Origin of the sequence: Simplicispira sp., assembly GCF_028687295.1 — a bacterium.
GTDB lineage: Bacteria > Pseudomonadota > Gammaproteobacteria > Burkholderiales > Burkholderiaceae_C > Simplicispira > Simplicispira metamorpha.
In genome coordinates, this window is record NZ_JAQUAL010000067.1 from 1 (window position 1) to 16750 (window position 16750).

Genomic DNA, 16750 nt, shown 5'->3' on the forward strand with positions numbered 1-16750 from the left:
AGCGCCTCCAACGTCTCATGCAAAGTGTTTTGTAGCAGGCTCGGCAAAACAAAAAAGGGAACGTATTGAACACGTTCCCTTTTTAGACCAACTCAGCTTCGACTTTGCTTAACTGACTGGCATTGGCACCTCAGCCGGGTTTTTGCGCTTGGGGGCACTGCACCTGCAGCCGCTCGCGCTCGGCCAACGTGGCGCCAAAACGCACGGCGCTGAGGCAGCCGCCCCACACGCAGCCCGTGTCCAGCCCCAGGGCATCGGGGCGATCCAGCCAGCCCAGCGTGGACCAGTGGCCAAACGCCACCAGCGTGCCCGCAGTGCGTCGGCCCGGCACGTCAAACCAGGGCAGCAACCCCGGTGGCGCGGCCTGGGCGCTTTCGGTGCTATCGAAATCCATCACCCCATCGGCACTGCAAAAGCGCAGCCGCGTCAGTGCATTGACGACCACGCGCAGGCGATCGGCGCCCGCCAGGTCGGCGCGCCAGTGGTCGGGGGTGTTGCCGTACATCTGGTGCAGAAAAGCGACAAATTCCGGGCCACGCAGCACGGCCTGCACCTGGGCGGCCAGCGCCAGCGTATCGGCCACGCTCCAGGCGGGCAGCACGCCCGCATGCACCATCAGCAGGGTCTGGTTGGCGTGCGTGTGTGCGTGCGCCAGCGGTTGCTGGCGCAGCCAGTCGAGCAAGGCGGTGCTGTCGGGGGCGTGCAACACGCCATCGAGCGTGTCGCGGCGCGAGGGCTTGCGCACGCCGTGCGCCGTGGCCAGCAAGTGCAGGTCATGGTTGCCCAGCAGCGGGCGCAGCGCGCCATCGGCGGCCATGCAGCGGCGCAGCACGGCGGCGGAATCGGGGCCACGGTTGACCAGATCGCCCAGCAAATAGGCGGTATCGCGGCTGGGCGAAAAGGCCATGTGGTCCAGCAGGCGTTGCAGCGCGCCGTCGCAGCCCTGCACGTCGCCAATACAGTAAAGCGCCATGGTGTTCCTTGGGTGGGTACTGGAAAATGAATATGGTGCGCTGGCGCAGCGCTGCGCCAGATTATGGGGGTGCTATTACCGGCAATTACCGGCCATTTGCCCGCAGGTGCGGATATTCAAGGCCAACGCACCAACCCCGTCTGCGCAAAGAGCGCAGCAGACTGATTGGGGTAGAGCGGCTGTCTTGCACTGCCCACCACGCAGATATACCCTGAATGGCAGTCATTTTATTTAACCTGTCATGCAAAAAATCAAAGTCGCCAATATACTAATGGCTTCTTAAATCCTGATTGCCTTGACCACCATGACCTCTTACAAAGAGCTGCTCAAAGAACGTGAACTCCTTGAAACCCGAATCCAGGAAGCACGCCGCCAGGAATTGGCCGGTGCCATCGCGCAGGTGCGTGCCTTGGTGGATGAGTTTGGCCTGACATCGCAAGATATTTTCTCTGCACCCAAGGCCCGCAATGCTAACGTCGGCGCCAAAGTGGCCCCCAAATACCGTGACCCGGCTACTGGCCAAACCTGGACAGGCCGTGGCAAAGCACCAAAATGGATTCAGAACCAAAATCGCGACCAGTTCGTGATTTAAAAAATGTCCGCCGCGGCGGACATTTTTTATGGGCATTTGATAAGCACATGCTGGCATGTGTGCCATGCAATGTGGGCTATCTGTAGCGATAGCCCGGTCTATTGGCGGGCTTTGGTGGTTAATCGGCGCGGTGTCTGACTTGCCACCAGGCGCCAGGGTGCCAAAATGGCTTACCACCCTATTCCCAGGAGTTTTCCATGGCCACCTCCGTTCATCGCCCCGCAGCGCATGCATTTGCCGCCACCCTGAAAAAGTTGAAAACGCCCTCCGGTAAAGGGGGGCACTTTTATTCCTTGCCCGCATTGGCCCAGGAGTTTCCCGGCATCCGGCGCTTGCCAGTATCCATTCGCATCGTGCTCGAATCGGTACTGCGCAACTGTGATGGCCGCAAAATCCTGCCCGAGCATGTAGCGCAACTGGCCCAATGGCAGCCTCAGGCCGAGCGCAAAGACGAAATTCCCTTTGTCGTCTCGCGCGTGGTGCTGCAAGACTTTACCGGCGTGCCGCTGCTGGCCGATTTGGCAGCCATGCGCAGTGTGGCCGCCAAGCTGGGCTACCCCCCAGAGAAAATCGAACCCCTGGTGCCCGTGGATCTGGTGGTGGACCACTCCATCATGGTGGACCACTACGGCAGCAAAAAGGCGCTCGACCTGAACATGAAGCTGGAGTTCCAGCGCAACCGCGAGCGCTACGAGTTCATGAAATGGGGCATGCAGGCATTTGCCACCTTTGGCGTGGTGCCGCCCGGTTTTGGCATCGTCCACCAGGTCAATCTGGAATACCTGGCGCGGGGCGTTCACCAAACCAAAGACGGCGTGTTCTACCCCGACACCCTGGTCGGCACCGACAGCCACACCACCATGATCAACGGCATCGGTGTGGTCGGCTGGGGCGTGGGTGGCATCGAGGCCGAGGCCGCCATGCTGGGTCAGCCGGTGTATTTTTTGACGCCCGATGTGGTCGGCTTGGAGCTGAGCGGCCAGCTGCGCGAGGGTGTCACGGCCACCGATCTGGTGCTCACCGTGACCGAGCTGCTGCGCCAGCACAAGGTGGTGGGCAAGTTTGTCGAGTTTTTTGGCGAGGGCACGCGCACGCTGGCACTGCCCGACCGCGCCACCATCGCCAACATGGCGCCCGAGTACGGCGCCACCATGGGCTTTTTTCCGGTCGATGAAAAAACCATCGCCTACTTCAAAGGCACGGGCCGCACCAAAGCCGAGATCGAAGCCTTCGAGGCGTACTTCCAGGCCCAGGGTTTGTTCGGTGTGCCGCTGGCGGGCGAGATCGATTACTCGCAGGTCGTCACACTCGATCTGGCCAGCGTGACCCCCAGCCTGGCCGGCCCCAAGCGCCCGCAAGACCGCATTGAGCTGGGCCGGGTCAAGGCGCAGTTCACGACGCTGTTCAGCCAGCCCGGCGCCCAAAATGGTTTCAACCAGCCCCCCGAGCGCCTGACCCAGCGCCACCGCGTGGGCTGCGGCGAGGGCGGCCCGGCGGCAGAGGCACCATCGCCCCGGCCCGGTGCGCCGCGCGATGTGGTGGAAATGGTGGCCAACCGCCCTACCCTGGCCACGGCACAGGCTGCCCAACCTGCGCTGGCCGTGTGCGAAGTGCCCGCCGCCACCGACAACGCCTTGCACATAGGCCACGGCGATGTGCTGATTGCCGCCATCACCAGCTGCACTAACACCTCCAACCCCAGCGTGCTGCTGGCGGCGGGCCTGCTGGCCAAGAAGGCCGTGAAAGCCGGGCTCACGGTGGCGCCGCACATCAAGACCTCGCTGGCGCCGGGCTCGCGCATCGTGACCGAGTACCTGACCGAGACCGGGCTGCTGCCCTACCTCGAAAAACTCGGCTTTGCGCTGGCCGGTTACGGCTGCACCACCTGCATCGGCAACGCAGGCGACCTGGCGCCTGAGCTGAACGAGGCCATCACGCAAAACGATCTGGTGTGCGCCGCCGTGCTCTCGGGCAACCGCAACTTTGAGGCGCGCATCCATCCCCACCTCAAGGCCAATTTTCTGGCCAGCCCGCCGCTGGTGGTGGCCTACGCCATCGCGGGCACCGTGCTCAAAGACCTGATGACCGAGCCGGTGGGGCGCGGCAAAGACGGGCGCGACATTTACCTGGGCGACATCTGGCCCAGCAGCGATGAAATCCACCAGCTCATGAAGTTTGCGATGAAGGGCAAAGCCTTCCGCGAAAACTACGCCAAGATCCAGACCGACCCCGGCAAGCTGTGGCAAAAAATCAAGGGCGTGGCGGGCACCACCTACACCTGGCCTGCCAGCACCTACATTGCCGAGCCCCCGTTCTTTGCCCACTTCGCTATGAAAGATATAGCTGAAAGCGCAGACCAGTCGGGCGCTGTAGCCCCAAAAAGCACTGAATCGGTGCGCCACGCCCGCATCATGGCCTTGCTGGGCGACTCCATCACCACCGACCACATCTCGCCCGCAGGCTCCATCGCGCCCAGCTCGCCTGCGGGGCAGTGGTTGCAGCAGCACGGCGTACAAAAGGCCGACTTCAACAGCTACGGCGCACGCCGTGGCAACCACGACGTGATGGTGCGCGGCACCTTTGCCAATGTGCGCATCAAGAACCTGATGCTCGAACCCCTGGCCGATGGCGCCCGCGAAGAAGGCGGCGTGACGCTGTTCCAGGGCGAGGGGCCACTGCAAGGGCAAAAAATGTTCATCTACGACGCCGCCACGCACTACATGGCGCAGGGCGTGCCCACGGTGATTTTTGCGGGCGAGGAATACGGCACCGGCTCAAGCCGCGACTGGGCCGCCAAGGGCACGCAGCTGCTGGGCATCAAGGCCGTGGTGGCCAAGAGCTTTGAGCGCATCCACCGCTCCAACCTGGTGGGCATGGGCGTGCTGCCGTTGCAGTTCAAGGGCCAGGATTCGTGGCAAACGCTGGGCCTGACGGGCGACGAAGACATCGACGTGCTGCCCGACGCCGCCCTCACGCCGCAAAGCGATGCCACCCTGGTCATCCGCCGTGCCGATGGCTCGCAGCAGCACGTGCTGGTCACGCTGCGCATTGATACCCCCATCGAGGTGGACTACTACCGCGCGGGCGGTATCCTGCCCTACGTGCTGCACCAATTGCTGGACGCCTGAACGCCAGCGCCGGGCAAGGCACAATTCCCCCATGAAGAAACAGGTGTTGGTGGCCGGTGGCGGCATTGGTGGGCTGGCGGCAGCGCTGGGCGCGTCGCGCGCGGGCTGGGATGTGCGGTTGTACGAACGTGCCGCCGCTTTCAGCGAGGTGGGCGCGGGCGTGCAGATCGGCCCCAACGTGGTGCGCCGCTTGCAGGCCTGGGGCTTGCAGCAGCGCTTGCAGGCAGTGGCCGCTTTTCCTACGCAGTTGCAGGTGCGCTGTGCGCTGTCGGGGCGTGAACTGGCGGTGCTGCCCTTGGGCGCGCAAGCCGTGCAGCGCTACGGCGCGGCCTACGCCACCATCCACCGCGCCGATTTGCAGGCGCTGCTGCTGGCAGCCGTGCAGGAAAGCGCCGAAGTGCAACTGAACCTGGGCCTGTCGATTGACGGCTACACGCAGGGCGACGGCGTGGTGCTGGTGCGCACCAGCGCGGGCAAAGAGGTCGAGGGCGACGCGCTGATCGGCGCCGACGGCCTCTGGAGCCGCACCCGCACCCAGCTGCTGGCCGACGGCCCGCCGCGCGTGACCGGCCACCTCGCCTACCGCGCGCTGGCCCGCCAGGGCGCTTTGCCCAAACGCCTGCGCACCGCACAAATCACCGTCTGGCTGGGCCCACGCCTGCACGCGGTGCAGTACCCGGTGCGTGGTGGTGCGCTGCAAAACCTGGTGGTGATCGTGCAAGGCCAGCCCCCCGAAGACCTGCAAAACTGGGACCACAGCGCCAACGCCAGCGGCTTGGCCCAGGCACTGGCGGGCACCTGCGCGGCCCTGCAAGACGTGGTGCGCGCCGCCCCGGGCGCAGGCCAGGGCTGGCGGCTGTGGCCGCTGTCTGACCGCCCGCCTTTGCGCAGCGCAGCACAAATGGCCCAGGGCCTGGTGGCGCTGCTGGGTGATGCGGCCCACCCCATGCGCCCCTACCTGGCCCAGGGCGCGGGCATGGCCATTGAAGATGCCGCCCAGTTGCAGCACGCCATGGCCATGCACGACCTGGAAGTGCCCCTGCGCCTGCGCCGCTACGCCCTTAACCGCTGGGAGCGCAACGCGCGCGTGCAGGCGCGATCGCAGCGCAACGGGCGCATCTTCCACGCCACCGGCCTGGTGCGCTGGGGGCGAGATCTGTCGCTGCGCCTGCTGGGCGCGCGCCTGCTGGACTTGCCCTGGCTGTACCGGGGCGATGGCTCCAGTGCCAGCCTGCTGTAAATTGCTACTTTATTGATAGCTGCTGGCGCTTATCTGGCGCGCGCCAGAGGCCGATTTGACACTTATTTTTGCTGCTGCAACATCGGCGATGCGGGCAGCCAGCGAAACGCGCACGAACCCAGCGCCAGCATGGCGGCAATGGTGGCCATGACCGCCTGGTAGGCGTCCAGCCCCTGGGCCTGCGCCCAGCCCGCCACCCAGCCAGTAAACCACTGCATCAGCCCCACGCCCAAAAACATGGCCATGGTGAACACCGACAGCGCGCGGCCCGTCAAATCAGGCGGATACGAAGCGCGCACGTCCGAATATTGCAGCACCGAATAGCCCGATAGCGTGGCAATCAACAGCACCAGCGCCACGTTCAGGGCCGCGTGCTGCGTCGCCAGGCCCAGCACCAGGTACAGCGCCGCCACCAGCAGCGAAAAATTCACCACCCAGCGGCGCCGGCGCGTGGGGCCGGGGTCAAAGTGGCCAAAGCAGGCCGGGCTGAACAGCGAAATCAGCGACATGGCCAGCGCCGCGTTGCCGCTTTCGACCAGCGAAAAACCGTAACGCTCTATCAGCAGCGGGCCAATCCACAGCCCGCGCAGCGACAAAAACGCGGCGTAGGCCACCATGCCCAACAGCAAGATGCCCCAGGTGTGCGGCAGCGTGAACAGCGCACCAAAGCGGCGCACTGCCGCGCCCCAGCGCTCGCGCTCAGCGGCGGGGGCAGCCAGGGCGGGCTCATGCACGCAGCGCCAGATCAGCAGCCACGACAGCGCCGACAAACCCGCCAGCACGGCAAACGCCACGCGCCAGCTGGTGTGCTGCACCAGCCAGGCCAGCGGGGTGCCGGTAAACAGCAGCCCCAGCCCGCCCACGCCCAGGCCCACGCCCGACATGAAGGCAAACTGCCCCGCCGGAAAATGCCGCGCAATAAACACCGTGCAGGCCAGAAACGCCGGTGCGCAGCCCACGCCAATGAGCATCTGGCCCAGCATCAGCCAACCGTACTGCGGCGCCCAGGCCGACAGCGCCGCGCCCGCGATGGCCAGCGGAAACGCACTGAGCACGGTACGGCGCAGGCCATACAAATCCATGCCGATGCCCATGAAAAACTGCATCACGCCGAACGCCAGCCCGAACAGCCCGGCAAACGCGCCCAGCGACGACGAGGACAGGCCAAAGTCACTTTGCAGCCCCGTAGCGATGATGGCCGTGACCGTGCGGTACGACTGGCTCAGGGCAAACGCCGACAACAGCGCCAACAGCATGGGCCACAGCCCCAGCGGCTGGCGCGCACCGCGCCGGGGGGCCGGTGCCGCTGGTGGGATGGCGGTGGTGTCGGGGGGAACGCTGGCCACAAAGGCCGTGGGATGGGTGGGCGCTGGCACGGGTCAAATCTCCTGGGGGACTGGAGCTTAGCGCCTGTGTTGGCGCGGCGCTGTCGCCAAGGAGCACGGCGCAGGGCTGGGGCCATCGGCGCTCAGGCCAGCGAGCGCAGCACTGCGCGCACGGGCGAGGCCTCGGCCTGCATGAGCTTAAGCGGCAAGGCGATCAGCTCGTAGTCGCCCTCGGGCACCTCGTCGAGCACCAGGTTCTCCAGCACGCGCAGGCCGCGCTGGCGCACGGCCTGGTGGCTGGGCAGGTCGTGGCTGTCTGCCGGGTCGATGCTGGCGGTGTCCAGCCCGACCAGCAGCACGCCCAGGTCGGCCAGGCGCTCTATGGTGGCGGGGGCGTAGGCAATCAATCGGGTATCCCACTGCGTGGGCGCTTGCGCACAGGTGCGCACCAGCACGCGCGGGGGCAGCTCGGCCAGTGCGTGCGCCAGGTGGTGCCATTCAATCAGCGGCCCGCAGGCAATGGCATGGATGACGCGGCAAGGCCCGATAAAAGGCGCCAGCGCCATCTCGCCCGCCGCCGCGCCGTGGGCGTCGTAGTGCAGCGGCGCATCGGCGTGGGCGCCCACGTGGGGCGACATGGTGATGGCGCTGACGTTGACCGGGCAGCCCGGCGCCAGGGTGGCACACCACTGCTGCCGGTAAGGCGCGTCCCCCGGAAAAACCGGGGTGCCGGGGTGAACCGCAGGGGAAATATCCCAGAGCTTTTGCATGGCCCCGAAGATAGCGCATGGCCCCCGCGTTCAGTGCCACCGGCGCGCGCGCCTCAGTTCAGGTTCAGCGGGCCCAGGTGGTGCAGCCAGGTTTCGCCGTTGTTTTCGTCCACGCCATCGTTGTCGTTGACCAGCAGCGCATCGCCGTTGGCCAGCACGGCAAAGCCCTCAATCTTCTCAACCACCAAACCATGGGTTTTGCGCAGGTCGGGCAGCACATCGCGCACCAGGGTTTTGCTCAGGGTGGTGCCATCGGCCACGCCGTTCAGGTCGATGCGGTAGAGCTTTTTCACGCGGGCATCGGGGCCGCCCTGGTTGTCGCGCTCAATCACCACAAAGCGGTTATTGCCCACAGCCGTGATTTCCGACAAGCCCACCCAGCCCTTGTTGGGCGAAGCCACCGCGTCCAGCGGGTAGAACATGAACTGCCAGGTCTTGGCGGCCAGGTCGTACACACCGATGCGCGGGTGGGCATCACCCGCCCAGGCGCGTTGGAAGGCCACCACCAGCTTGCCGCCCGATTCGGCAATGCCTTCGAAGCCAAAGCGCTGCTGCTTGGCGTTGACCTCGGCGGGCAGCTGGATGATGTCTTCGATCACGCCCGTGGCCGAGAGCTTGAACACCAGGTTGGCCGACAGCACCGGGCGGGCGGCCTCGCCCACGGTGCCGCTTCCTTCCGAAGCAATCCAGAAGCCGCCGCCCGAGGCCAGCGCAATGCCTTCGGGGTCGAGGTTGACGCTGCCGTCGGCATTGACCAGCGCGGCCAGATCGGTGGCGTCGAAGGCGTTGGCGTCCTTGGCAGCGGGCAGCACGGCGGCCAGGGCAGCAATCTTGCCGCTGGGGTCGGTGATGCGAATTTCGCGCTGCAGCTTGGCAGGCTTGGCGCTGGTGTCGATCTCAAAAATGCGGTTGCCCCGGAAGAAGCTGTCGTCAATCGCGTACACGACAGACCCCGTAGGCGCCGCCACCAGACCCGACAGCGCCGACCACGGAATGGGCGTGCCGTCGGCACGGTTGGCCGACTGGATGCTCGGGTAGGCCGCCGGTGCGCTTTGGTATTGGTAGATGTTGAGCGCCGAGCGCAGGGTGGAGCTGGTGGCGCGGTCATCGTTCTCGCTGGCGGCGATCAGCAGGTTGCGCGACGGAATCGCCAGCACCCCTTCGGGGGCCAGCGCGGCGGGCAGCACCTGTTTGAACACCGGCTGGTTTTTCTGGCCCATGTCGTACACGGCCAGGACGCTGGAGCGCTCGGAGGCCACAAACAGGTAATCGGTGCCATCAAAGCGGCCAAAGGCCACGTTCTCGGGCTCGTTGCCCTTGGCGTCCGAGCGCTTGTCGTTGGTGTGGCCGATGCGCGCCACCAGGTGCTCCAGGGTGTTGCCTGCGTCGTAGGCCACGGCCCCATCGGCGTTGAAAATGGTAAAGCCCCGGCTGCCCCCGTTGAGGTCGCCCTCGTTGGCCGTGGCGAACTGCGTCTTGGAGACCCAGGCCACGCCATCGGGCTCGCGCAAGCGGTTGGCCTGGGTTTCGGTCAGGTTGACGCTGTTGGGGCGCGGGGCGTCGGTCAAATCCACCTGGGTGAGCGTGACGGCGCCCGCACTGAAGTGGCGGGTGACTTTGCCCGTGGGCAAATCGACCAGCGCGATGTGGTTGTTCTCTTGCAGCGTGACCACGGCCACGTTGTCGTCGTTGATGGAGACGTACTCGGGTTCAGCGTCCTCGGGGTAGAGCGCGGCCAGGCCCTGCAATTCGACCTTGCGGGTCTTCCAGCTGGCGGGGGCGCCCACGGTATCGACGATGGTCAGGTAGCCCGAGGGCGCCTGGGGCAGCGCGCCCTTGTTCAGGCTCTCGTCACGCTCGTTCTCAATCACCACGGCCACGTACTGGCCGTCCTTGCTGCGCGCCACCGAGTCGGGCTGGCCGCCAAGCTGGATTTCGGTGACGATGCTGCGCTTGGCCATATCGACCACCACCAGCTTGCCCGAGGCGTTGACGAAGTTGGCCGACGTGTTCACCGCCACCAGCGCGTGGCCGCCCAGCACCGTGACCGAGGTGGGCTCGCCGCCCATGGCGAGCATGCCCAGGCCCTTGGGCGCGGTCGGGTCGGTGATATCCACAAAACCGACTTCGCCTTTGAGGCTGTTGGTATAGACCAGCGCCATGCCGTCTTCGCTGGCGGCCACGATTTCTGCGGCGGTGGGCGTGCTGTCTTCGCACGAGGAGCCGACCTGCGCGCACACGGCAAACGTGGCCGTGCGGTTGAAGAACTTGCCAGGATTGCTGACCGAGGGAATATCGACCGGGCCATCGTCGCTACCACCACACGCTGCCAACAGCCCCGACAAGGCCACACCCACCGCCAGTGCAATCGCTGATTTCTTCATGAAAGCTCCCCCAAGAACAAAGGCCCCAATCTAGGGGGCCTCTGTGTCGGGGGCATGACAGTTTGCGCTGTGGGGCCAGCGCCGCTGTCTGCCTGTGTGGGCGGCGGGGGGCGGACTCAGGCGCGCGGCAGTGTCACGCCGTGCTGGCCCTGGTATTTGCCGCCCCGGTCTTTGTACGACACCTCGCAGACATCGTCCTTGTCGCTTTCAAAGAACAGCACCTGCGCGCAACCCTCGCCCGCGTAAATGCGCGCAGGCAGCGGCGTGGTGTTGCTGAACTCCAGCGTCACATAGCCTTCCCATTCAGGCTCGAAGGGCGTGACGTTCACGATGATGCCGCAGCGCGCATACGTACTTTTGCCCAGGCAAATAGTCAGCACATTGCGCGGGATGCGGAAGTATTCGACGGTGCGCGCCAGCGCAAAGCTGTTGGGCGGGATGATGCAGCTGTCGCCTTCAAAATCGACAAAGCTTTTTTCATCGAAGTTCTTGGGATCGACCACGGTGCTGTGGATGTTCGTAAACACCTTGAATTCCGGTGCGCAGCGGATGTCGTAGCCGTAGCTGCTGGTGCCGTAGCTGATGACCTTGTTGCCGTTGGCGGCCTGGCGCACTTGCCCGGGCTCGAAGGGCTCGATCATGCCGTGCTGCTCGGCCATGCGGCGGATCCATTTGTCGCTCTTGATGCTCATGCGCGCTCCTGTCTGAATTACTACGGTTTTGATAGCTGCAAGCGCTTGTCCTTCAAGCGCCAAAGCCGTATTTTGCTTGAGAAATGGCGGCGCGCAGGTCAGTGCGGCAGCTGGCCTTGCACGCCTTCGGCCAGCCAGTTCATTTGCAGGATTTGCGCGTCGCTCAGGGTCTGGCCACGGGCAATGACCACCCGGCCCGTGTTGTCGCGCACCGCCGCCGTGGCAGCGCTGAAGGGGTGCAGCTGGCCCGCCCCCACGGCCTTTTGCGCGGCCAGCACTTGCTGCTGCACGTCGGCGGGCACTTTGGAGCCGAAGTCGCCCACGCGGATCATGCCCTCGCGCACACCGCCCCAGGTGTTGCGGCTTTTCCAGGTGCCTGCCAGGGCGGCGCGGGTGCGCTCGGTGTAGTAGCCGCCCCATTCGTGGGTGACGGCCAGGATTTGTGCGTCCGGCCCCACTTTGCGCATGTCCGAGTGGTAGGCCACGGCCAGCTTGCCGCGCTCTTGCGCGGCCACCATGGCCGCGTTGGTGGCGGTGTGGAAGGCCAGCACGTCCACGCCCTCGTTGAACAAGGCCATGGCCGCATCGCGCTCGCGTGGCGGATCGAACCAGGCGTTGAGCCACACCACCTTGACCTGCGCCTGCGGGTTCACCGAGCGCATGCCCAGCGTGAAGGCGTTGATGCCCTGCAACACCTCGGGAATGGGAAAACCCGCCACGTAACCGGCCACGCCACTCTTGGCCATGCGCCCAGCGGCAATGCCGGCCAGGTAGCGGCCCTCGTAGTAGCGGGCGTTGGCGGTGGCCACATTGGGCGTTTGCTTGTAGCCGGTAATCGACTCGAACTTCACGCCCGGAAAATCCTGCGCCACCTTGAGCGTGGGCTCCATGTAGCCAAAGCTGGTGGTGAAGATCAGGCCGTGGCCAGTGGCGGCCAGCTCGCGCACCACGCGCTCGGCGTCGGCGCCTTCGGGCACGTTCTCGACGCGGGTGGTTTGCACGCTGGCGCCCAGCGCCGCCTCGACGGCGCGGCGGCCTGCATCGTGCTGGCGCGTCCAGCCCACTTCCAGTACCGGCGTGACATAGACAAAGCCGACCTTGAGCGGTGCCGCAACGGGCGCCGCAGCCGGTACGCTGGCGGCTGCCGTGGCAGCAGTCTGCGAAAAAGCGGGAGAGAAAAAACAAGCGGCCGCGAGTGCGGCAGCGAGGTTTTTGTACATGGTGTTCCTCTACATGGCCCCCAAAAAAGAAAACACCCGGCGCTGGGGCTACGCGCCGGGTGAGGGTGCTGCCACAGGCGGGCAGCGCTGCCAATTATCGCTGCGGGCGCAGCCCGTACCGCCACTGCGCGCCAGCGCCCTGCCCGATTGCAAGGGTTCTCTTTTTTTAAAAACCATAGCTGCCAGCGCTTACCCCATAAGGGCCGGAAGCCATTTTGACTATGATGAACCCGCCCCGAATCCCCCCACAGGCTTTACCGGAGACCGCCCATGCCCATGTTTGTTGACACCTCGCCGCCAGGCCAGTGCATCTTTTGCCGCCTGGTGGCCGGAGAAATCCCTGCCGCCACGGTCTATGAAGATGCCTTGACCATCGCTTTCATGGACATCGGCCAGGTCAACCCCGGCCATGTGCTGGTGGCCACCAAGCGCCATGCGGCCACGCTGCTGGACGTGACCCCCGAAGAGGCGGGCGCCGTGATGCAAACCGCCCAGCGCGTGGCCCGCGCCGTGCAGGCCGTGTTCGACCCGCCGGGCCTGACGCTGCTGCAAGCCAATGGCCGCGAGGGCGATCAAACCGTTTTCCACTTTCATATGCACGTGGTGCCGCGCCACGAGGGCGACGGCATCGCCCTGAGCTGGCCGCGCAAAGAGCCGCTGGCCAGCGTGCTGCAAGGCTACGCCGCCCAGCTGCGTGGGGCGCTGGAAAGCAGCGCCCCGGCCCCGCTTCAGTAGTCGTGCTCGTAGCAGCGCTCAAAGCACTCTTTGAGCCGGTGCGCCCAGGCACGCTTGTCGGCCTCGGGGGCAAAGCTCGCTTGCAGGCTGTTGCTGGCCAGCTGGTAGGCGTGGCGTGCAGTCATGCCCGTAGCGGCAAAAAGCTGCGTGAAGTTGTCATTGATGTAGCCGCCAAAGTAGGCCGGATCGTCTGAATTGACCGTGGCGCACAGGCCCGCCTCCAGCAGCTGGGGCAGGTTGTGCGCAGCCAGATCGGGGAACACGCGCAGCTTCTGGTTGGACAGCGGGCACACCGTCAGCGGCACGCCGCCTTGGGCCAGGCGCTGCACCAGCACCGGGTCGCGCAGGGCCTGCACGCCGTGGTCGATGCGCTCCACTTGGAGCACATCGAGTGCGCTCCAGATGTAGGCCGGCGGGCCTTCTTCGCCGGCGTGGGCCACGGTGTGCAGGCCCAGTTCGCGGCAGCGCGCAAACACGCGGGCAAACTTTTCGGGCGGGTGGCCGACTTCGCTGCTATCGAGGCCCACGCCGATGAATTTGTCTTGCAGCGGCAGCGCCTGCTCCAGCGTGGCAAAGGCATCTTCTTCGCTCAGGTGGCGCAAAAAGCACAGGATCAGCGCAGCGCTGATGCCCCACTCGGCGCGGGCATCTTCGCAAGCGCGGTGCAGGCCGTTGACCACCGCCGCCATGGGCACGCCCCGGGCGGTGTGCGTTTGCGGGTCGAAGAAGATTTCGGCGCGCACTACGTTATCCATAGCAGCTCGCGCAAGGTAGGCGCGGGCCATGTCGTAAAAATCCTGCTCATGCAGCAACACGCTGGCACCGGCGTAGTAGATGTCGAGAAAGCTTTGCAGGTCGGTGAAGGCGTAGGCGCTGCGCAGTGCCTGCACATCGGCGTAGGGCAGGCTGACGCCGTTGCGCTGGGCCAGCGCAAAAATCATCTCGGGCTCCAGGGAGCCTTCAATGTGGATGTGCAACTCGGCTTTGGGCATGGCGCGCAAGAGCGCGGGCAAGCGTTCTGCGCTCACGGTGGGAACTTTGAACATCGACAACCTCCAGTGTTTGCCTGACAAAAAAAGGGCCGCACAGCGGCGGCCCTTGCTGCACCGCGCCAGGCGCGGCGAACGGGCGCGCGCTTACTGCTTGTCGCCGCCGGGAATCTTGCCTTCCACGCCCTTGACGTAGAAGTTGACGCCAGAGAGGAACTGATCGTCAGCTACCACGTCTTTGTCCAGCACCGGTTTGCCGTCCTGGCCTGCGATGGGGCCTTTCCAGATCACAAAGCTGCCGTCTTTCAGGCCGTTTTTCACAGCTTCGACTTTGGCCTTGGTGTCGGCGGGCACATCGTCGGCAATGGAGACGAGGTCAATGGCGCCCTCTTTCACGCCCCACCAGGCCTGGCCGGTGCTCCAGGTGCCGTCCAGCGCATCGCGGGTGGCCTTGATGTAGTAGGGGCCCCAGTTGATGATGGCCGATGCCAGGTGGGCCTTGGGGCCGTAGGCGGTCATGTCGGAATCCCAGCCAAACGCGCGCTTGCCTTTTTCCTGGGCGGTCTTGAGCACAGCGGGCGAATCGGTGTTCTGGAACAGCACATCGGCGCCGCCGTTGATCAGGCTGGTGGCGGCCTCGGTTTCTTTGGGGGGGCTGAACCATTCGTTCACCCACACCACCTTGGTCTTGATTTTGGGGTTCACCGACTGCGCGCCCAGCGTGAAGCTGTTGATATTGCGCAGCACTTCCGGAATCGGCACGGAGCCGACCACGCCCAGCGTGTTGCTCTTGGTCATGGCGCCCGCGATGATGCCTGCCAGGTACGCGCCTTCGTAGGTGCGGCTGTCGTAGGTGCGCAGGTTGGCAGCGCTCTTGTAGCCGGTGGCATGCTCGAACTTGACCTCGGGGTGGTCTGCGGCCACTTTCACCATCGACTCCATGTAGCCAAAGGTGGTGCCAAACACCAGCTTGTTGCCTTGGCCGACGAAATCGCGCAGCACACGCTCGGCGTCGGCGGATTCGGGCACGCTCTCGACGAAGGTGGTCACGATCTTGTCGCCAAACTCTTTCTCCAGCGCTTTGCGGCCATTGTCGTGGGCATACGACCATCCACCGTCGCCCACCGGGCCGACGTAGGCGAAGGCAATCTTCAGTGGCTCGGGCTTGGGAGCGGGGGCCTCTGCCGCAGGCGCCGGGGCGGGAGCGGGCGCCGGAGCTGGTTCCTCCTTCTTGCCACAGGCCACCAGCATGGCGGCGGCCACAGCAGACAGGGCTGTTGCCTTGAGCAGGGAGCGTTTTTGAAGATCGGTCATGGTGGTAATTTCCTTAAAGGGGGGTCTGTGTTCCACAGGTAGAGGGGTGCCAGCGCAGGTCTGCCCGACATGGCACGGACAGGCTGCGCCAATATAACCAGTGCTTATTTGGCGCTGGGCACTTTGCCATCAACGCCGTTGACGTAGAAGTCAATGCCGGTCAGGAAGGCGTTGTCACCGACCTTGCCTGCGGGCAGCACTTCTTTGCCGGTGTTGTCCTGCACCGGGCCTGTCCAGACGTGGAAGCTCCCGTCCTTCAGGCCCGCCCTGGCCTTGGCCACGCGGTCTTTGATCTCCTGGGGCACGTCATCGGCGATTTTCACGAGGTCGATAGCGCCCTCCTTGACGCCCCACCAGAAAGAGCCGCCTTGCCACTGGCCGTTGAGCGTGTCCTGGGTGACTTTGGTGTAGTAAGGCGCCCAGTCGATCACTGCCGAGCCCAGGTGCGCCTGGGGTGCAAAGGCGCTCATGTCGCCATCTTTGCCAAAGGCACGCACGCCGCGCTCTTGTGCGGTTTTGAGCACGGCGGGGGAGTTGGTGTTCTGGTAGAGCACATCGACGCCGCCGTTGATGAGGCTGGTGGCGGCTTCAGACTCTTTGGGCGGGCTGAACCATTCGTTCACCCACACCACCTTGGCCTTGATGGCGGGGTCCACACTTTGCGCGCCCAGCACAAAGCTGTTGATGTTGCGCACCACTTCGGGGATGGGCACGGAGGCCACTACGCCGATGGTCTTGGTTTTGCTCATGCCACCCGCAACGATACCGGCCAGGTACGCACCCTCAAAGGTCTTGGTGTCGTAGGTGGCCACGTTGTCGGCGGTTTTGTAGCCGGTGGCGTGCTCGAACTTCACGCCTTTGAGGTCGGCAGCGGACTTTTGCACAAACTCCTGGTAACCAAAGCTGGTGGCAAACACCAGCTGGTTGCCTTGGCTGGCCATGTCGCGCAGCACGCGCTCGGAGTCAGCGCCCTCGGGCACGCTCTCGACAAAGCTGGTCACGATCTTGTCGCCAAACTTGTCCTGGATGGCACGGCGGCCCAGCTCATGCTGGTACGTCCAGCCGCCGTCCCCGATGGGGCTGACGTACATGAAAGCGATTTTCAAAGGCTCGCTCTTGGCACTGGCCGGAGCCACGGGGGCAGCCGCAGGTGCAGCTTCTTCTTTTTTGCCACAGCCAGCCAGGGCGGCAGTGGCCGCCGCTACGGCAGTCCAGGCAGCCGTTTGGAGCAGCCAGCGTTTGTGCAAATTGGTCATGTGCAGTAGGGCGTGTCATCAATCAAATAGCCCCTGAAACTTGAAGGCTGCTGCTCAGTACCCACCTGGGTGTGCATGACCAAGAGATACGCCCTCACCGATAGCCAATGGGAACGCATCAAAGACCTGCTG

The 16750-nt window shown here is 64.9% G+C and carries 13 protein-coding genes; 4 read left to right on the forward strand and 9 right to left on the reverse strand.

Annotated features, from left to right (window positions below):
• Positions 1-130: 130 nt before the first annotated feature.
• Positions 131-973, reverse strand: a complete 843-nt coding sequence (locus tag PHX69_RS09195; RefSeq protein ID WP_288043431.1) for a symmetrical bis(5'-nucleosyl)-tetraphosphatase — start codon at positions 971-973, stop codon at positions 131-133.
• A 304-nt stretch (positions 974-1277) separates the two neighbouring features.
• Here PHX69_RS09195 and PHX69_RS09200 point away from each other — a divergent pair, with 304 nt between their 5' ends.
• From PHX69_RS09200 to PHX69_RS09210, 3 genes are all read left to right on the forward strand, one after another.
• Positions 1278-1565, forward strand: a complete 288-nt coding sequence (locus PHX69_RS09200; protein WP_119012956.1) for an H-NS histone family protein — start codon at positions 1278-1280, stop codon at positions 1563-1565.
• 197 nt (positions 1566-1762) lie between these two features.
• Positions 1763-4693, forward strand: coding sequence for an aconitate hydratase (locus tag PHX69_RS09205; RefSeq protein WP_288043432.1), 2931 nt, complete (start codon positions 1763-1765; stop codon positions 4691-4693).
• Positions 4694-4724: 31 nt separating this feature from the next.
• Positions 4725-5933, forward strand: coding sequence for an FAD-dependent monooxygenase (locus PHX69_RS09210; RefSeq protein WP_288043433.1), 1209 nt, complete (start codon positions 4725-4727; stop codon positions 5931-5933).
• Between the two features lie 62 nt (positions 5934-5995).
• Here PHX69_RS09210 and PHX69_RS09215 read toward each other — a convergent pair whose 3' ends face one another.
• The 5 genes from PHX69_RS09215 to PHX69_RS09235 all read right to left on the reverse strand — a co-directional run bounded on the left by PHX69_RS09215 (position 5996) and on the right by PHX69_RS09235 (position 12324).
• Positions 5996-7279, reverse strand: a complete 1284-nt coding sequence (locus tag PHX69_RS09215) for an MFS transporter (protein ID WP_502958508.1) — start codon at positions 7277-7279, stop codon at positions 5996-5998.
• 122 nt (positions 7280-7401) lie between these two features.
• Complete coding sequence (kynB, locus tag PHX69_RS09220; protein ID WP_119012953.1) at positions 7402-8028, reverse strand: arylformamidase; 627 nt, start codon at positions 8026-8028, stop codon at positions 7402-7404.
• 53 nt (positions 8029-8081) lie between these two features.
• Positions 8082-10412, reverse strand: a complete 2331-nt coding sequence (locus PHX69_RS09225) for an esterase-like activity of phytase family protein (RefSeq protein WP_288043434.1) — start codon at positions 10410-10412, stop codon at positions 8082-8084.
• A 116-nt stretch (positions 10413-10528) separates the two neighbouring features.
• Entirely contained in the window at positions 10529-11104 is a 576-nt protein-coding gene (dcd, locus tag PHX69_RS09230) for a dCTP deaminase (protein WP_119012951.1), read from the reverse strand.
• A 98-nt stretch (positions 11105-11202) separates the two neighbouring features.
• Positions 11203-12324: a BMP family ABC transporter substrate-binding protein gene (locus PHX69_RS09235; RefSeq protein ID WP_288043435.1), complete on the reverse strand. Its 1122-nt coding sequence runs from the start codon at positions 12322-12324 to the stop codon at positions 11203-11205.
• A gap of 270 nt (positions 12325-12594) precedes the next feature.
• On the opposite strand from PHX69_RS09235, the gene PHX69_RS09240 reads away from it, so the two are divergent.
• Complete coding sequence (locus PHX69_RS09240; protein WP_288043437.1) at positions 12595-13059, forward strand: HIT family protein; 465 nt, start codon at positions 12595-12597, stop codon at positions 13057-13059.
• On the opposite strand, the gene PHX69_RS09245 is transcribed toward PHX69_RS09240, so the two are convergent.
• The 3 genes from PHX69_RS09245 to PHX69_RS09255 form a co-directional block, all read right to left on the reverse strand.
• Complete coding sequence (locus tag PHX69_RS09245; RefSeq protein WP_288043438.1) at positions 13053-14105, reverse strand: adenosine deaminase; 1053 nt, start codon at positions 14103-14105, stop codon at positions 13053-13055. The genes PHX69_RS09240 and PHX69_RS09245 overlap by 7 nt on opposite strands.
• A 90-nt stretch (positions 14106-14195) precedes the next feature.
• A complete protein-coding gene (locus PHX69_RS09250; RefSeq protein ID WP_288043439.1) occupies positions 14196-15362 on the reverse strand; it encodes a BMP family ABC transporter substrate-binding protein in 1167 nt (388 codons plus the stop codon).
• Positions 15363-15466: 104 nt separating this feature from the next.
• Positions 15467-16618: a BMP family ABC transporter substrate-binding protein gene (locus tag PHX69_RS09255; protein ID WP_288043440.1), complete on the reverse strand. Its 1152-nt coding sequence runs from the start codon at positions 16616-16618 to the stop codon at positions 15467-15469.
• Between the last annotated feature and the right edge of the window lie 132 nt (positions 16619-16750).